Origin of the sequence: Anaeromyxobacter paludicola, from assembly GCF_023169965.1 — a bacterium.
GTDB classification, from domain to species: Bacteria; Myxococcota; Myxococcia; order Myxococcales; family Anaeromyxobacteraceae; genus Anaeromyxobacter_B; species Anaeromyxobacter_B paludicola.
This window is the reverse complement of the sequence record NZ_AP025592.1, coordinates 4,428,308-4,444,133: the sequence shown is the minus strand read 5'-3', so window position 1 is coordinate 4,444,133 and position 15,826 is coordinate 4,428,308. Positions and strand designations below refer to the sequence as shown.

The following is a 15,826-nucleotide window of genomic DNA, read 5'->3' as shown; positions in this document are numbered from 1 at the left end:
CGACACCCCGGCGGCCTCGGCGAGGTCGGCCACCTCGCGGGCCGGGTCGTCGCTGGCGCATCCGGAGGAGGCGCGAGCGCAGGCGCCCGGCCGCTCAGCCCGGGCCGGGCGCGTACGGGGGAGCGGGAGCGCTGGGAGCGCTGAGCCGAGGGAGGCCGTTCACCCTAGTAGTGGCAGTGCCCGCACCCGGCGTTGCGCCCCCACGGCACCGTCTCGCCCGAGAGGTGACAGGCGACGGTGCAGGTCTTGGCCGCGGGGTCGTAGCGGCCGGCCGCCACGTCCAGCGAGAGGGTCACGCCGTTGGTCGTCGCCACCGGCGGCGTGGTCGAGAGCTGGCGGGGCGACTCCCAGTAGGGCCGGCTGGGCTGGTCGGCGCCGGCCGGCAGCCAGGTGAAGCCGGTCGCGACCGTCAGCGACGTGCGCGGGTCGAGCACCACGTCTCGCGTCCCGTTCACGTGCCGGAGCGGCAGCACCCGCCCCGCGCCCGGCGGCGGCTTGCCGGCCGCGCCGGTGTGGCAGCTCGGGCAGGCGGGATCGCCGCTGTCCCCGGGCCAGGTGTAGTCGCCGGTGGTGTCGAGCCAGTAGAAGCCCGAGGGCCCGGCGCCGGCCGGGTCGGTGGTGGCGTAGTGGCAGGTCTGGCAGGTGATGGGCGAGGCGCCCATGTGCGTGGCCTGCCGGCCGTGGAGCGAGCCGTGCGACCACGACGGGAGGCCGCCGAAGTGGCCGCCGGGGTACCCGCTCGTCGGGTACAGGTGCGAGTTGGCGGTGTCGGCGCCGGCGCCGCCGCTGGCGTAGCGGGGCGGGTTGGCGTGACAGCCGTTGCAGCCGAGGTGCGCGCCCGAGCGCCAGCCGGGCGTCGCCGCGTACGCGGGCGCCCGCTGCCCGGAGCTGTGGCAGTAGACGCCGCTGCAGGTCCCGCCGGACCGCTCGTAGGCCGCCGACGGCGAGGCGCGCGCCTTGAGGCTCCCGGCTGGCGCCGCGGGGTCGTGGAGCTCCACCTCCACCTGCCCGTTCCCGTGCTTCGCGAAGTCGAGCGGGTGGCAGTTGCCGCAGCCGAACACGTACCCGGCGCCGCCACCGGGCAGGTAGTCCTGGAGGATGCGCGTGTCGGCGTAGAACGAGAGCGGGGGCGAGCGGGAGTCGCGGTAGTGGGCGAGGTGCGCGCCGGTCGCGGGCGGCGCGCCGTGGCAGTCGTCGCAGGGCCTGGCCCGGAAGCCGTCCTGGTGCGGGTGACAGAAGGCGCAGTCGCCGCGGTGCCAGGCGTCCACCGGCCCCGAGGCGGTCCAGCGGCTGGTGCGGGTGTGGCAGACCTGGCACGGCCCGCTGCCGTCCTGGTTGGCGTAGGAGCCGGTCGCCGCGCTCCCGCCCTGCCCGAAGCCGCCGCGGCCCCCGAACCTCACCGGCTGGTGCCCCTGGTAGCCGTTCACCGGGGGCGGAGCGATCTCGCCGCGCAGGAGGTGGGTGTTGCTGGTCCCGTGGACGTCGTGGCAGTCGCGGCAGTTGGTGGACCAGGAGCCGTACCGGCTGAGGCCGCTGACGCGATCGGCGGTGCTCTGGCTCCCGTGGCTCTTCACCGCGTGGCAGTCGGCGCAGAGCTGGCTCGAGCTCTCGCGCCCGAGCAGGTTGCCGTCGCCGCCGCGCGCGCTCACCACCAGGTCGATCGGGGCGGAGTAGATCGTGCCCGCGGCGCTGGTCGCGCGCGCCTGGAGGAGGTAGCTCCCCGGCGCGAGCGTGAGCGTCTTCTCGTAGACCCCGGCGTTCGCCCCGGCGGCGGCGCCGTACCGGGGGTTCTGGGCGAGGAGGTAGGGGAAGGTCGCGCCGTCCGTGCCGAGCTCGACGCAGGGCTGCGCCCCCGCGCCGCAGGTGGCGGTGAGCGCGAGCGGGCTGTGGACCTGGACCTGTACCCGGAAGGTCCGGCCGGTCGCGGCGCCCCGCCCCGGGTTGAGGATCGAGACCGAGGGCGCGTGGGTGCTCGCGGCGGTGCTCCCGGCCGGCTGCCCCAGCGGCGTTCCGGTCACTCGCAGCGTGCCGCCGGGCGCGGCCGCGCCGGGCGTGACCACGCTCGGCGCGAGGACCGCGACCTCCGCGGGCGCGAGCGAGGGGGTGAAGGTGGCGCCGGGTCGCGCGGCCGAGCCGACGCCGGCCACGAGGACGTAGCTCGTCGTCCCGACGGGAACGGAGAAGCCCGGGAGCGCGTACCTCGCGCGCAGGCGATCCCAGAGCGCGGTCCCGACGAGCGCGTCTCCGGCCGAGAGGGTCCCGCTCCCGTCCGCGTCCCGGTAGAGCAGCAGCGCGGTGACGTCCTGCCGCGGCGCGGCCGTCCCGTCCGCCGCCACCTGCAGGCTCGTCACCTCCACCTGCCCCACCGTCGCCTCCAGCGCGAAGCGCGCCACGGCCGCGCTGCTCGATCCCGGGGCGCCAGTCACGGCGCCGGCCTGGCCGAGCGGGTGCGGACGAAGCGTGAGGACGCCGCCGCCGGCGCAGGGCGGCACCACCATCGGCCCGGCGACCGGGCTCGCCCCGACCACGCCGTCCGGATCGGTGAAGCTCGCGCGGTACCAGTAGACGCTCCCGGGCGTCACCAGGACGTCGTCGCAGGTGCGCGGGCTCGGGCCGGCGACGCTGCCGCACCCGCGGACCGGCGTGAACGGCCCGGCCGCCGCGCCGGCGCGCTCGAACGCCACCGCCCCGGTCGCGTTGGAGTCGCCGAGGAAGGACGCCTTCGCGGTCACGAGCGCGCAGGAGCCGACGGTCACCGTGAGCGCCTGGGGGACGACGAGATCGCAGGCCGTGGTGACGTACGGGCCGATCACCTGCGTGGCCGGGCCGCTCACCCCGTCGGGATCGGAGGTGGTGACGCGGTACCAGTAGGAGGTGGACGGGAGCAGCGCCGCGTCGGCGCAGCTGCGCGGCCCCGCGCCCGTGGCGGTACAGGCGGGCGCCCAGGGGCCCGTGGCCGCGGCGCCGCGCTCGAAGGTGGTGGCGCCGTCGCCGTTGGCGTCGAACGACACCGGCGCGGCGACGTCGGCCCGGATGCAGGACGGCAGCGCCGCGCTCGCCACACCGGCGGCGCTGCAGCGGGTCGGCGTGGCGGTGACGAGCTGCGAGGCGGCGCCGGCGACGCCGTCGGCGTCGAGCCAGGTCACCTCGACGTCGTGGCTCGCGCCGCAGGCGAGGCCGGACGCCGTGAACACGTAGGGCGAGGGCGCGTGGCCGAGCGTGGTCGCTCCGGACCAGGCGCCGGTGCCGGACGGCGTCCGGATCCGGTAGGAGAGCCCGTTGTTCGCGCCCGAGTCGGACGAGTAGCTGGCGGAGACGACGAGCGAGGGCGTGGCGCCGAGCCCCTGCGTCACCGTGACCGCGCCCGCCGCGGTGCAGTCGGTCGAGCCGCCGCTCACGCCGGTGACGTAGAGGTAGCCGGGGCTGCCGCCCGAATCGAAGAAGTACAGCCTCACGTCGTACAGCGCGCCGAGGGCGAGGTCGGGGATGGTGAAGACGTAGGGCGAGGCCCGGTGGCCCGCGGTGGCCTGCGTCAGCCCCGTCCACTGGGCCGCGCCGGCCGGGCTGGTCGAGAAGTAGAGCGAGTTGTTCTGGTCGTCGTCGCCCGAGTACGGCGCCGTGACCGTGAGGACGCCGCAGCGGCCGGTCGCGCTGGGCACGCCGGCCACCGTGGCCGTCCCGGCGCGCGCCGCGCCCGGTCCGGCGAGCAGCGCCAGCGCGAGCGCCACCCTCCGCCAGAGGGCGGAGCCGCCACGCGCCCCGTTCCACGCCCGGCGCAGGCCGGGCCAGCTCTCGCAAGCCAATGTCGAACCCCCCTCGCGTGCGCCGCCGGCCGGTCGAGGCGCCGTCCCCCGCGCCTCGGTCGCCGGCGTCTCGGCGCGACCCCTCGCGCCGGCGCCACGCCAGATGGCGAGCATACCCGGCCGAGGTGGGCGCGGGCGCGAGGAACATGCACCACAAATGCAAATCGTTGACCAGGCGTGATGGCGGGAGCCCGAAATACTCACTCGTTGGAGGCATCGCGCCCCCGAGAGCCGGGCTTCAAGGCGCTCCGGGCCCCGGGCGTCGCGCGATGGCGAGCGCCTTCATCCGCGACTTGAGCGTGGAAGGCCGCACCCCCAGGAGCTCCGCAGCCCCGCCCTCTCCACCCACGCGCCAGCCGGCCCGCGCCAGGGCGGCGAGCATGTTGTCGCGCTCGAGCCGGCGCAGGGCGTCCTCGCTCAGGATCTCCCCCGCGGGCGGGGGCGCGGGCGCGGCCGGCGCGCCGGGGTGGTCCCCCGGCAGCGACCGGTCGAGGTGGAGCAGGCCGTCGGTCGAGGTGATGAGGGCGCGCTCGAGCACGTTCCGCAGCTCCCGCACGTTCCCGGGCCACGGGTACGCCCGGAGCGCGGCGACGTCCTCGGGGCGGAGCGCGGGCACCGCCCGGCCCAGGCTCCGCGCCAGCCGGGTGGCGAGCGCCTCCGCGAGGACCACCACGTCGTCCTCCCGCTCGCGGAGCGGCGGGAGCCGGAGCGGGAAGACGCCGAGCCGGTAGTAGAGGTCGGCGCGGAACTCGCCGGCGCGCACCGCCTGGTCGAGGTCGCGGTTGGTGGCGGCGATCACCCGGACGTCCACCCGCCGCGTGCGCGAGCCGCCGACGGGCTCGAACTCGCCCTCCTGCAGGACCCGCAGGAGCTTCCCCTGCAGCGCGAGCGGCAGGTCGCCGACCTCGTCGAGGAACATGGTCCCGCCGTCCGCCAGCGCGAAGCGCCCCTCCCGGCGGTGGGTCGCGCCGGTGAAGGCCCCGCGCTCGTGGCCGAAGAACTCGCTCTCGATGAGCGTGGCCGGGATGGCGGCGCAGTTGACCTTTACGAGGGGACGATCCCGCCGCGGGCTCCGCTCGTGGATGGCGCGCGCGAAGAGCTCCTTGCCGGTGCCGGTCTCGCCCAGGATCAGGACCGACGCCGAGGTCGCCGCGACCTGGGTGACCGCGTTGAGCGCCGCCAGCATCGCCGGGCTCCGGGCCACCACGTCGCCGAAGCCGCGAACCTCGGCGATCTGCTCGCGCAGGTAGGCGGTGGTGGCCGCCAGGCTCTGGATGGTGCGCTCGGCCTCCACCCGCGCGTCCACGTCGCGGAGGATGAGCGTGAAGTAGGACCGCTGCCCGGCCTCGAACCGCGACAGCGTCGCCTCCGCCGGGAAGGACCGGCCGCCCTCCGGCTGGGCGACGAACCCGCCCGGGATCCAGAGGCTCCGCTCGGCCCCGCCGCGGTGCGCCAGCGCCTCGGCGAGGCCGCGCACCTGGTGGGCGGCCGGCTCGCCGAGGAGCCGGTCGATCGGCGCGCCCTGGAACGCGGCGCCCGAGACCCCGAACGCCTTCTCGGCGGCGGCGTTGAGGAGCGTGATGCGCCAGGCGGCGTCCACCTCCACGATGGCGTCGAGCGCGCTCCCGATGAGCCCGGCGAGCTTCTCCTGCCGCTCCCGCAGCTCGCCCTCGAGCCGGAGCCGGCGCATCTCCGCCACCGCCCGGCTCGCGAACAGCTCGAAGAGCGTGAGCAGGCGCTTGTCGTCGCGGATCGGCCGGACGTCCACCACCGCGAGGTGGCCGATGAGGTGCCCTTCCGCGCCGAAGAGCGGGATCCCGAGGTAGCTGACCACGCGCTGGGGGAATGAGATGGGGTCGTCGGGGTAGAGCTCGACCACGCGGTCGGGGATGTGGACCAGCCGCCCCTCGCGCACCGTCGTCTCGCACGGCGTGCCGGCGACGTCGTACTCGAAGGGCTCGACGAAGCGGTCGCCGAGCCAGAAGGCGAGCGCGCGCAGGCGCCCCGGCGCGCCCTCCTCGACCTCGGTGAGCCAGGCGCCGTAGGTGTCGAACGCGGCGGCCAGGTTCCGGACGAGCGCGCGGTAGAAGGCTCGCCCGGTCTCCGAGGCGGTGCCCTCCACGATGGCGCGCAGGGCCGCGTCCTCGTCGATCCGCCTCGCCCCCGCGACCGCCTCTCCGGGCATCCGGCCTCCGCGACGAGAACTCGACCTAACCGGCGCGAGCCCTCGTCGCCGACGAACCGTCGACGCGCCCGGCCGGGCCGGGGCCGGCACCGAGCTCGCGCCGGGCGCGCCCGGCCGCGCATCGCGCGGGCTGGCACGCCGCCTGCGAGGGAGGAGCACTGCCCGCGCACGACCGGCCCCCGGCCAGCGGGCGAGGAGGAACACGTGATCGAGACCAGCACCTCCACCGAGACCGGCCGCGCCGCGCCCGACGACGGCCACGGCGCCGCCTGGCGCCCCGACCCCGAGACCCTGGCGACGCTCCGGCGCGAGCTCCGGGGAGAGGTCTGCCTCCCCGGCGAGCCGGGGTACGAGCAGGCCCGGACGATCTGGAACGCCATGATCGACCGGCGCCCGGGCGCCGTCATCCGCGCCGCCGCGGCGGCCGACGTGGTGCGGGCGGTGGAGCTCGCGCGCGACCGCGGCCTGCGGCTCTCCATCCGCGGCGGCGGACACCACATCGCCGGGAACGCCGTCTGCGAGGGCGGGCTCATGCTCGACCTCACGCCGATGAAGGCGGTGCGGATCGACGCCGCGGCCCGGACCGCGCGGGCGGAGCCGGGCGTGGTGCTGGGCGAGCTCGACCAGGCCGCGCAGGCGCACGGGCTCGCGACGCCGCTCGGCATCAACTCGACCACCGGGATCGCCGGGCTCACCCTGGGCGGCGGCTTCGGGTGGCTGAGCCGCAAGCACGGGCTCACCGTGGACAACCTGCTCTCGGCCGACGTGGTGCTCGCGACCGGCGAGCAGGTGCGGGCGAGCGAGCGCGAGAACGCCGAGCTGTTCTGGGCGCTCCGCGGCGGCGGCGGCAACTTCGGCGTCGTCACCTCGTTCGAGTACCGGCTCCACCCGGTCGGGCCGCAGGTGCTGGCCGGCCTCGTCGTCCACCCGTTCTCGTCGGCGAAGCAGGTCCTGCGCGGCTACCGGGAGGCGGCGCGGCGCGCGCCCGACGACCTCACCTGCTGGGTGGTGATGCGCAAGGCGCCGCCCCTCCCCTTCCTGCCGCCGGAGGTCCACGGCCAGGAGGTGCTGGTGCTGGCCGTCTGCTACGTCGGCCCGCCGGAGGGGGGCGAGGCGGCCGTCGCGCCGTTCCGCGCGCTCGGGCAGCCGATCGCCGACGTGATCGGGCCGGCCCCGTTCACGGCCTGGCAGCAGGCCTTCGACCCGCTGCTCACGCCCGGCCGGCGCAACTACTGGAAGTCGCACGACCTGCTCGACCTGGGCGACGCGAGCATCGAGCTGCTCACCAGCTCGGCCGGCCGGCTCCCCTCCCCGGAGTGCGAGGTCTTCGTCGCGCAGCTCGGCGGGGCGGTGAACCGCGTCGCCCCGACCGCCACCGCCTACCCGCACCGGGACGTCGCGTTCGTGGTGAACGTCCACACGCGCTGGGGCGATCCGTCGGAGGATCGGACCTGCGTCGGCTGGGCGCGCGACCTCTTCGCGCGGCTCGCGCCCTACGCCACCGGCGGCGTGTACGTGAACTTCATGCCGGAGGACGAGGCGCAGCGCGTCAGCCTCGGCGCGTACGGGCCGAACTACGAGCGGCTGGCGAGGCTCAAGGCCCGGTACGACCCCGAGAACCTGTTCCGCCAGAACCAGAACATCCAGCCGGCGCGGGTCGCCGCGGACGGGTGAGCCGATCCCTCGCCGCCGGGCGGCGCGCGGGGCCGCGCTCGCCCGGCGCCGCTCCGGGCGCGGGGGCCTCAGCCCGGCTTCACGCCGCGCACGAGCACGCGCAGCGAGTCGATGCGGATCCCGCCGCCGGGCTGGGGCGCGGGGGCGAAGCTCCGGGACCGCCCCTCGAGCAGGCGCGCCCGGACCGCCGCCTTGGGCCGGTCGGGCGAGCCGCGGTCGAACCACTCGTCGAAGTCGAGCGCGAACGGCTCCTCGCGCAGCGACAGCGCCTCGAGCCCGGCCCGGGCGAGGAGGTCCACGAGCTCGCCGGGCGGGAGGTTGCGGGTGTGGGTCCGGTCGCGGGCCCGCTCGATCTCCTGGTGCCAGGCGGCGGCCGCCGGGTCGGGGTCGCCGGAGTGGTCGCAGGCCACGAGGACGCCGCCGGGCCGCAGGAGCGCCGCCTGGCGGCGGAGGAACGCGAGCGGATCCTCGACGTGGTGGAGCACGAAGCGCGACACGGCGGCGTCGAAGGGCCCCGCCGCGAGCCCGAAGAGCGAGCCCTGCGAGAAGGAGGCCCGCGCGCCGAAGCGGGCGCAGCGGGCCCGGGCCCGCGCGACCATGTCGGCCGAGAGGTCCACGCCCTCGACGGCGTAACCGGCCTCGAGGAAGGCCTCGGCCACGAGCCCCGGGCCGCAGCCGGCGTCGAGCAGGCGCGCGCCGGGGGGCAGGCCGGCGAAGGCGACGAGGCGCGCCAGGGCCGCCGGATCCGACTGCACCGGCGCGCGCTCGAACCTCGCCGCCTGGTCGTCGAAGGCGGCCGAGAGCGCCCGGTCGTGGTCCGCGCCGGCCGCCGCCGCGGGCGCGCCCGCGGCCTCCTCGTCGAGCCGCGCGGTGAGCCAGCGCGCCGCCAGGGCGAGGCTCTCGGGGGAGATGCCGTGCCCGAGCCCGGCGAGCTCGCGGTGCTCGAGGCGCGTCCCCAGCAGCGGCGCGAGCACCTCCCCCGCCTTGCGCCCGAGCTCGACCGGGACCACGTCGTCCTCCGTCCCGTGCAGGAGGAGCGCTCGCGCGCGGGAGAGCGCCTCGACCGACGGCTCCGGCCCCGGGAGGCGCGCCAGCCGGCCGGAGTGGGCCACCACGCCGCGCGCGGGGTCGGGGCGGGCGAGGAGCAGCGCCAGGGAGAGGATGGCGCCCTGGCTGAACCCGAAGAGCTGCGTGCGGGCAGGGTCCGTGCCGTAGGCGGCCGCCGCCTCCTCGAGGAACCGGGCCAGGAGCTCGCGGCTGGCGACGATCTCCGCCGGGTCGGCGCGCGGCGGGGCGGCGCTCCAGTCGATGGCCCACCAGCGGTAGCCCATCGGCTCGGCCAGGTGCGGCGCCCGCACGGAGACCACGTGGAAGCGGGGATCGAGCGACGGGACCAGCGGCAGGAGGTCCTCCTCGTCGGCGCCGATCCCGTGCAGGAGCACGAGGAGCGGCGGCCGCTCGGAGGGGACCCGCGGCGGGATCGACCGGTGGACGAGGACCATGCGCCGGTTCTACCCCGCCTGGTCCCCGGGCGCCTCCGGGACGGCGGGACGGCCCGGCGCCGCCGCCCGCTCGGGCCCCGGCGCGCGCGCGGGGAGGTCCGGCGCGAGCGCGCGGAAGCCGGCCGCGACCGCCCGGCAGAGGTTGTCCACGAGATCCTCCCGCGCGTTGAGGAGGTAGAGGTGCGGCCCGAGCGCGTAGACCTGCCGCACGAGCCGGCGCGGCCGGACCGCGCCGCCGAGCGCCGCCGCGAACATCGGCACCACCTTGTCCGCGAGCCGGAGCGCCGTGTCCATCGCGAAGAGCGCCAGGTCCGGGCGCACCGCCTCGACCCGCGCCAGGAAGGCGATCACCTCGCCGTCGGTGAGGTGCTTCGGCGGCGAGGACTTCGCCTCGAGGTAGAGGAGCCGCCCCTCGGCGGCCCCCACCACGTCGAGGTCGCCGCCCACGCCGGGCGCCCCCAGGCGGACGCCGGTCTCCACCTCGAACGCGAGCCGCTCGCGCAGCTCGCGCCCGAGCCACCACTCGAGCGTGCCGCCGAAGGTGCGGCACGGCCGGACGAGCCGGTAGCGCCCGCCGTCGAGCCGCTCCGCCAGGCCGAGCCGGACGAGGTCCTCGGCCTGCGCGCGCGCCGGCCGCTCCGCGAGGTAGCGGGTCGGCTCGGTCGGGGCGAAGCCGCCGGGGCGCAGGATGGCGCCGCGCAGGAAGAGCCGGAAGGCGTAGTGGCGCAGCCGGTCGGCCATGGCCGCGGCGAGCTCCGGGCGCGCGGCGTCGAAGGGGAGGTCCGGCCGCAGCGGGCGCGGCGTGAGCCCTCGCCGGCGCAGCATGCGCAGCGGCTCGGAGCCCTGCGCCGCGGCAGGGGCCGGCGCGGCCGGTCGCGCGGCGGCGCCGGTCTCCAGGTCGCGCGCGGTGCGCCGCCCGTGCATCCCCTTCTCCTAGCGGCGCGAGGGACCGGAAGCCTCGCCGCCACCTGCCTGGAAGGGGAGTCGCCCCTCCCGCGCTTGCCTGGAGCCGGGGACCGCCACATGACCGGAGCCTCCCCCGAGCAGGAGGGGCCATGCCGCCCACCGCGCGAACCGCCAGAGCCCGGAGCACGTCCTCCCCCGCGAAGCCCCGCCGCCGCCCACCCGCCGGCGGGCGGCTGGCGCTCCTCGTCGCGACGCGCAAGGGGGCCTGGATCTACCTCGGCGACCCGAGCCGCCGCCGCTGGGAGGTCCGCGGGCCGCACTTCCTCGGGCAGATCATCCACCACCTCGTGCTCGACCCGCGCGACCGGCGCACCCTCCTCGCCGCGACGCGCACCGGCCACCTCGGCCCCACCCTCTTCCGCTCCACCGACCTGGGGCGGACCTGGGCCGAGGCGAAGCGCCCGCCGGCGTTCCCGAAGGCGCGGGAGGGCGAGCCGGCCCGGGTCGTGGACCACACCTTCTGGCTCACGCCCGGCCACGCGAGCGAGCCCGGCGCCTGGTACGCCGGCACCTCGCCCCAGGGGCTCTTCCGGTCGGCCGACGGCGGCGACACCTGGGAGCCGGTGGCCGGCTTCAACGACCACCCGCGCTACGCGGAGTGGACCGGCGGCGCGCAGGGAGGCACGCCCAACGGGCCGAAGCTCCACTCGATCCTGGTCGATCCGCGCGACCCGGCGCACCTCTACCTCGGGATGTCGAGCGGCGGCGTGCACGAGTCGCTCGACCGCGGCGAGAGCTGGACGCCGGTGGTGGCCGGGATGGAGGTGGTCGAGGGCTTCGACCCGGCCAACCTCTCGTTCCACGATCCGCACTGCGTCCGCTACAGCCCGGCGCGCCCGGACCGGCTCTACCAGCAGAACCACTGCGGCATCTACCGGCTCGACCGGCCCTCGACCGAGTGGGTGCGCATCGGCCGCAACATGCCGCGGCGGGTGGGAGACATCGGCTTCCCGCTGGTGGTGCACCCCCGCGATCCCGACACGGCCTGGGTCTTCCCGATGGACGGGACCACGGTCTGGCCGCGCACCAGCCCCGACGGCAAGCCCGCCGCCTACGTCACGCGCAACGCCGGCCGCACCTGGCGCCGGCTCGACGGCGGCCTCCCCGAGCGCCAGGCCTGGTGGACGGTGAAGCGCCAGGCGATGGCGGCCGACGCGGGCGAGCCGGTCGGGCTCTACCTCGGCACCACCGCGGGCGAGGTCTGGGCGAGCCGCGACGAGGGCGGGCGCTGGGCCTGCCTGGCGCGCCACCTCCCGGAGATCTACGCCGTGGAGGCGGCAGAGGCGGACGGAGTCCGATGAAGGTGCTCATCCCGTCGCCGCTCCGGTCGTACACCGGCGCGAGCGAGGTGGAGGCGTCCGGGAGCACGCTCTCCCAGGCGCTCGACGACCTCGACCGCCGCTACCCCGGCCTCCGCTTCCGCATGATCGACGAGCAAGGGCGGATCCGGCCGCACGTCCGCGTGTTCGTGGACGGCGAGCAGGTGTTCGACCTCGCCCGGCCGCTCCGAGCCGGCGAGGACGTGCAGATCGTCCAGGCGCTGAGCGGCGGGTGACGGCGCGCCGGCGTCACCGCACCTTCAGCACCACCCGGAACCGCGCCGCGCCGGACAGCATCCGCGCGTAGGCCTCGTTCGCCTGCGCCAGCGGGAACACCTCGTTCCGCGAGGCGACGCCGCTCCGGAGGCTGAACGCCAGCGTCTCCTCGGAGTCCTTGGGCGTGCCGCTCGGCCAGCCCTGGATCCGCAGCCGCCGGCCGATGAGCTGCGCCGGCGCGACCTGCAGCGGGTCGGCCGACGCGCCGATCACGAGCAGCGTGCCGTTCCGGCCGAGGCCGGGCACGAGCGCCGACATGAGCTGCGCGTTGGGGGCGGTCGCCAGGATCACCCGGGCGCCCCCCAGCGCCTGCAGCGCCTGCGCGGCGTCGCCGGCCTCCTGGTCCAGGTACTCGTGCGCCCCGAGCTCCAGCGCCAGGGCCCGCTTGTCGGCGCCGCGCGAGACCGCCACGGTCCGGAAGCCGAGCTGCCGCGCGTACTGGATCCCGAGGTGGCCGAGGCCGCCGATGCCCTGCACCGCCACGAGGTCGCCGGCGCGGGCGCCGCTGTTCCGGAGCGAGTTGAAGGTGGTGACCCCGGCGCAGAGGAGCGGGGCCGCGGCCACCGGGTCGAGCCCGTCCGGCACCGCCGCGAGCGCCTCCTGCGGGGCCACGAGGTGCTCCGCGTAGCCGCCGTCGTAGGTGAAGCCGCAGACGAGCCCGCGCGCGCACTGGAGGAAGTCGCCCGCCCGGCAGGCCTCGCAGGTGCCGCAGTGGCCGCCGTGCCAGCCGACGCCCACGCGCTGCCCCTCGCGCCAGTCGGTCACGCCCGGGCCGAGCGCCTCCACGCGCCCGACCACCTCGTGCCCGGGCACCCGCGGGTAGGCGAGCCCCGGCCAGTGGCCCTCGCGCACGAAGGCGTCGGAGTGGCAGATCCCGCACGCCTCCACCGCGATCCGCACCTGCCCCGGGCCCGGCGCCCGCAGCGGACGATCCACGCCGGTGAAGGGCGCGCCCGGCTTCGGCACCTCGAACGCTCTCGTCGTCGCCATCGGATCCTCCCGGGCGTGACCGCGCCCCCCGCGGGCCGGCGCACGCCGCCGGCGCCAGGAAGCCTAGCGACGCGCTGAGCCACCGGCCCAGGATTCACCGGCCCGGGCTCGAGCCGGCCTCTCGCGAGCAGCCGCCCGTTCGTTGCCCGGCGCGACGCTCGCCCTACCTTGCGGGGTGGGAGGCCGCCAGGGACACGGCGCACGGCTCGACTGATGCTCCACGCCCGCTCGAGGACAGGACGCGGAGCGCTCGCCCAGGCGGCCCTCGGGCTCCTGCTCGGAGCGCTCACGGCGAACGCCCGCGCCGCGCCGCCGCCGTACTGCCCCGGCCCGAGCCTCGGCTCGGACGAGGGCCCGCCGTCGTCCACCCCGTGGAAGGACGCGAGCCAGCCGCCCGACGCGCGGGCCGAGGCGCTGCTCCGGGCCATGGCGCTCGAGGAGGAGATCGACCTCGCGACCGGCGAGCGCTGCCTGCTCTACGGCTACTACGACGCGCCGATCGCCCGGCTCGGCATTCCGGCGCTCACCATGACCGACGGCCCGGCCGGCATCCGCATCCCGTACCAGCACGTGAACGGCGGGAAGGCGACCCTGCTCCCCGCCCCCATCGCCCTCGCCGCGAGCTTCGACCCGGCCCTGGCCGCCGACCAGGGCGACGTGCTCGGCGCGGAGGCCTTCCTCACCGGCCACAACGTGCTCCTCGGCCCCACGCTCGACCTCGCGCGCGACCCGCTCGCGGGGCGCACCTTCGAGGGCTTCGGCGAGGATCCGCTGCTCGCCGCCCGGATGGCCGTCCCGCTCATCCAGGCCATCCAGAAGCACCCGGTGCTGGCCGACGCCAAGCACTTCGTCGCCTACGGCCAGGAGACGGACCGCTTCACCGTGGACGCGGAGGTGGACGAGCGGGCGCTGCGCGAGCTCTACCTGCGGCCGTTCCAGGCGGCGGTGGCCGACGCGTCGGTCGGCAGCGTGATGTGCGGGTTCAACCGGGTGAACGGGCAGTTCGCCTGCGAGGACCGGGCGCTCCTCACCGACGTCCTCAAGGGCGACCTGGGCTTCCAGGGCTACGTCCTGAGCGACTGGGCCTCGATCCACGGCACCCGGCTCGCGGCCGAGGCCGGGCTCGACCAGGAGCTGGCGTTCGAGAAGTACTTCGGCCACTCGCTGCTCGGGGCGGTGCAGGACGGCACCGTGGCGCGCGACGTGGTGGACGACAAGGCGCGCCGGATCCTCCGCTCCATGTTCCGCTTCGGCCTCATGGACCAGCCGGTGCAGGTGGGCCCCTTGCCCGACGCCGACCACGCCGGGCGCTCGCGGGCCATCGCCGAGCAGGGGATGGTGCTGCTCAAGAACGCGGGCGGGCTCCTGCCGCTCGGCGCGGGCGTGCGGTCGGTCGCCGTCATCGGCGCCGACGCCAACGACGCGGCCACCCAGGGCGGCGGCGCCGCGCGCGTCGAGCCCACCTATTCGGTGAGCCCGCTCGACGGGATCGCCGCGCGCGCCGGCCAGGGGGTGCAGGTGAAGTTCGCGCCGGGCGGCGACCCGGTCACCGCGGCCCACCTCCTGCCGGGGCCGCCGGCGATCCCCTCCTCCGTGCTCACGCCGGAGGGGTTCGACGACGGCACGCGCGGCCTGCGCGGCCAGTACTGGCTCAACCCGAGCTTCGCGGGGCCCCCCGAGGTGATCCGGGTGGACCACGAGGTGGCCCTCTCGCTCGGCTTCTTCGACTACCCGAGCATCAACGCCTCCTCGGAGCCGCAGCTCGAGGAGAGCTTCGCCCTGCAGAAGGTGTCGGCGCGCTGGAACGGCACGCTCACCGCCCCGGCCAGCGGGACCTACACGCTCACGCTCACCGACCGCGGGCAGGGCTGGGTCTGGCTCGACGGCCAGCTCGTGCTCGACCACTCCGGCACGCACGAGCTCGAGTCGAGGTCGGCGACGGTGCAGCTCGACGCCGGCTCGCGCCACGCGATCCGGGTGGACTACGTGGCCGACGCGGCCAGCATCGGGGTCGCGACCGACCGCGGCGGGGACGTGAAGCTGGGGTGGCAGGTGCCGCCGGGCACCGTGCTCGCCCCGGTGCGCGACGCGGCGGCGCTCGCGGCCGCCTCCGACGTCGCGGTGGTCGTGGCGCGCGACTACGGCTCCGAGGAGCGCGACCACCCCGACCTCGCCCTCCCCTCGCAGCAGGACGCGCTCATCGCCACGGTGGCGGCGGCGAACCCGCGCACCGTCGTGGTGCTCACCACCGGGCAGGGCGTGGCCATGCCCTGGCTCGACGCGGTCCCTGCGGTGGTCGAGGCCTGGTACCCGGGGCAGCTCCAGGGCGAGGCGATCGCGCGGGTGCTCTTCGGGGACGTGAACCCGTCGGGCAAGCTCCCGCTCACCTTCCCGCGGGCCCTCGACCAGACCCCCGTCGGCGCCGGGCCGCCCGCCGCGTCGGACGCGGTGGGCCCGGTGGTCGCCTGGTCGGAGGGGCTGCTCATGGGCTACCGCTGGTACGACGCGAAGGGGGTGACGCCGCTGTTCCCGTTCGGCTTCGGCCTCTCCTACACCACCTTCGGCTACTCCGGCCTCGCGGTCGGGCCGGCGACGACCGACGGGAGCGGCCGGCGCACCGCGCAGGTGTCGTTCACGCTCGCCAACACCGGCGGGCGGGCCGGCGCCGAGGTGGCGCAGGTCTACGTCGGGCCGTGCCCCGGCGAAGCCGACCCGGTGCCGCAGCGGCTCGCCGGGTTCGCCAAGGTGGCGCTCGCCCCGGGCGCGTCGCAGCAGGTCACCATCCCGCTCGCGCCCGAGGCGCTCGAGCGCTGGGACGCGGCGAAGCACGCCTGGACGGCGCCCGACTGCGCCACGCCGGTCTTCGTGGGGAGCTCGTCGCGGGAGATCCTGCTCACCGGCGCGATCGGCGGCGCGGTGACGGCGCCCGGCCCCACACCCACTCCGACCCCCGGCGCCGGCCCGGTGACCGCGACGGCCAGCCCTGGCCACGGGGGCTGCGCTTCGGGGGGCGCGGGCGGGGCCGCCTCGCTCCTGGGGCTGCTCGCCGCCGCCGGGCTGGCGCGGCGGCGGCGATAGCTCGCGTCGCCGGCTGACCTCGGTGCTGGCGAG

9 protein-coding genes are annotated in these 15,826 nt (G+C 76.8%); 4 read left to right on the top strand and 5 right to left on the bottom strand.

The window, feature by feature from the left end; genetic code table 11:
* Positions 1 to 164: 164 nt before the first annotated feature.
* The gene (locus AMPC_RS19730) at positions 165 to 3,728 is read right to left on the bottom strand and encodes a CxxxxCH/CxxCH domain c-type cytochrome (protein WP_248343284.1); all 3,564 of its coding nucleotides are present in this window, start codon (positions 3,726 to 3,728) and stop codon (positions 165 to 167) included.
* Between the two features lie 313 nt (positions 3,729 to 4,041).
* Positions 4,042 to 5,988, bottom strand: a complete 1,947-nt coding sequence (locus AMPC_RS19725; RefSeq protein WP_248343282.1) for a sigma-54 interaction domain-containing protein — start codon at positions 5,986 to 5,988, stop codon at positions 4,042 to 4,044.
* Positions 5,989 to 6,192: 204 nt separating this feature from the next.
* Here AMPC_RS19725 and AMPC_RS19720 point away from each other — a divergent pair, with 204 nt between their 5' ends.
* The gene (locus AMPC_RS19720; RefSeq protein ID WP_248343279.1) at positions 6,193 to 7,662 is read left to right on the top strand and encodes an FAD-binding oxidoreductase; all 1,470 of its coding nucleotides are present in this window, start codon (positions 6,193 to 6,195) and stop codon (positions 7,660 to 7,662) included.
* A 68-nt stretch (positions 7,663 to 7,730) separates the two neighbouring features.
* Here the strand turns inward: AMPC_RS19720 and AMPC_RS19715 are convergent, their stop codons facing one another.
* Both AMPC_RS19715 and AMPC_RS19710 read right to left on the bottom strand, forming a co-directional pair.
* The gene (locus tag AMPC_RS19715; RefSeq protein ID WP_248343277.1) at positions 7,731 to 9,164 is read right to left on the bottom strand and encodes a methyltransferase domain-containing protein; all 1,434 of its coding nucleotides are present in this window, start codon (positions 9,162 to 9,164) and stop codon (positions 7,731 to 7,733) included.
* Positions 9,165 to 9,173: 9 nt separating this feature from the next.
* Positions 9,174 to 10,088, bottom strand: coding sequence for a hypothetical protein (locus tag AMPC_RS19710; protein WP_248343275.1), 915 nt, complete (start codon positions 10,086 to 10,088; stop codon positions 9,174 to 9,176).
* 131 nt (positions 10,089 to 10,219) lie between these two features.
* On the opposite strand from AMPC_RS19710, the gene AMPC_RS19705 reads away from it, so the two are divergent.
* Together AMPC_RS19705 and AMPC_RS19700 are read left to right on the top strand one after the other, a co-directional pair.
* Complete coding sequence (locus AMPC_RS19705; RefSeq protein WP_248343274.1) at positions 10,220 to 11,431, top strand: WD40/YVTN/BNR-like repeat-containing protein; 1,212 nt, start codon at positions 10,220 to 10,222, stop codon at positions 11,429 to 11,431.
* Entirely contained in the window at positions 11,428 to 11,685 is a 258-nt protein-coding gene (locus tag AMPC_RS19700; protein WP_248343272.1) for a MoaD/ThiS family protein, read from the top strand. The genes AMPC_RS19705 and AMPC_RS19700 overlap by 4 nt, the downstream gene beginning before the upstream one ends.
* Before the next feature lie 13 nt (positions 11,686 to 11,698).
* Here the strand turns inward: AMPC_RS19700 and AMPC_RS19695 are convergent, their stop codons facing one another.
* Complete coding sequence (locus AMPC_RS19695; protein WP_248343270.1) at positions 11,699 to 12,715, bottom strand: alcohol dehydrogenase; 1,017 nt, start codon at positions 12,713 to 12,715, stop codon at positions 11,699 to 11,701.
* A gap of 213 nt (positions 12,716 to 12,928) precedes the next feature.
* Between AMPC_RS19695 and AMPC_RS19690 the strand changes: the two genes are divergently transcribed.
* Positions 12,929 to 15,793: a beta-glucosidase gene (locus tag AMPC_RS19690; protein WP_248343269.1), complete on the top strand. Its 2,865-nt coding sequence runs from the start codon at positions 12,929 to 12,931 to the stop codon at positions 15,791 to 15,793.
* The last annotated feature ends 33 nt before the right edge of the window (positions 15,794 to 15,826 follow it).

What these genes read in the sequence shown, in the direction of transcription:
- AMPC_RS19690 (WP_248343269.1), top strand. Translation starts at nt 12,929, where the DNA reads ATGCTCCACGCCCGCTCGAGGACAGGACGCGGAGCGCTCGCCCAGGCG.
- AMPC_RS19700 (WP_248343272.1), top strand. Translation starts at nt 11,428, where the DNA reads ATGAAGGTGCTCATCCCGTCGCCGCTCCGGTCGTACACCGGCGCGAGC.
- AMPC_RS19705 (WP_248343274.1), top strand. Translation starts at nt 10,220, where the DNA reads ATGCCGCCCACCGCGCGAACCGCCAGAGCCCGGAGCACGTCCTCCCCC.
- AMPC_RS19710 (WP_248343275.1), bottom strand. Translation starts at nt 10,088, where the DNA reads ATGCACGGGCGGCGCACCGCGCGCGACCTGGAGACCGGCGCCGCCGCG.
- AMPC_RS19715 (WP_248343277.1), bottom strand. Translation starts at nt 9,164, where the DNA reads ATGGTCCTCGTCCACCGGTCGATCCCGCCGCGGGTCCCCTCCGAGCGG.
- AMPC_RS19695 (WP_248343270.1), bottom strand. Translation starts at nt 12,715, where the DNA reads ATGGCGACGACGAGAGCGTTCGAGGTGCCGAAGCCGGGCGCGCCCTTC.
- AMPC_RS19725 (WP_248343282.1), bottom strand. Translation starts at nt 5,988, where the DNA reads ATGCCCGGAGAGGCGGTCGCGGGGGCGAGGCGGATCGACGAGGACGCG.